This window comes from Flavobacterium branchiophilum NBRC 15030 = ATCC 35035, assembly GCF_002217205.1.
GTDB lineage: Bacteria > Bacteroidota > Bacteroidia > Flavobacteriales > Flavobacteriaceae > Flavobacterium > Flavobacterium branchiophilum.
The window spans coordinates 1-523 of sequence record NZ_MUGT01000120.1 but is presented as its reverse complement, the minus strand read 5'-3'; the positions used below and the strand labels follow the sequence as shown (position 1 = coordinate 523).

Sequence of the window (523 nt, the reverse complement as noted above, 5' to 3'; positions counted from 1 at the left end):
ATATTTATCGTGGTAAAACGGAATTCAAAGGATTACATCAAAACGATATTTTGGGATTATCTGAAAAACAAAAGAAAACATTTGCAAAACAAGAAGTTGCCAATATTTTTCCTGAATATTATTTGCTCAAAGTAAATCAATTCAATGATGTTGCAAAAGACACTTTGGACGAATGGGTTTATTTCTTGAAAAACAACGAAGTAAAAGACAGTTTCAAAGCGAAAGGGTTAAAAGAAGCCAATGAAGTTTTGGACATTATGCGACTTGAAAAAGAAGACCAATATGGGTATAACCGCTATTTGGACAGCTTGCATTTAAAAGCAAGTGAACTGTTTTCTTTACAAACCGAAGCAGAGTTCAAAGTAAGAGAAAAAGAGAAAGTTGAAATTGCAAAAAACGGGATTATTGAAGGATTATCGAATGAATTAATTTCTAAATTGACAAGTTTAACAATTGATAAAATACAGGAATTGAGACTCGAAATGAACAAATAAAACTTCTCTCAACATCTAGCATATCCTTG

General features: G+C 31.2%; 1 pseudogene. It reads left to right on the top strand.

Annotated elements, in window-relative coordinates:
• Window positions 1-494, top strand: a pseudogene (locus B0A58_RS12575) (hypothetical protein); the annotation flags it as partial.
• Window positions 495-523: the final 29 nt, after the last annotated feature.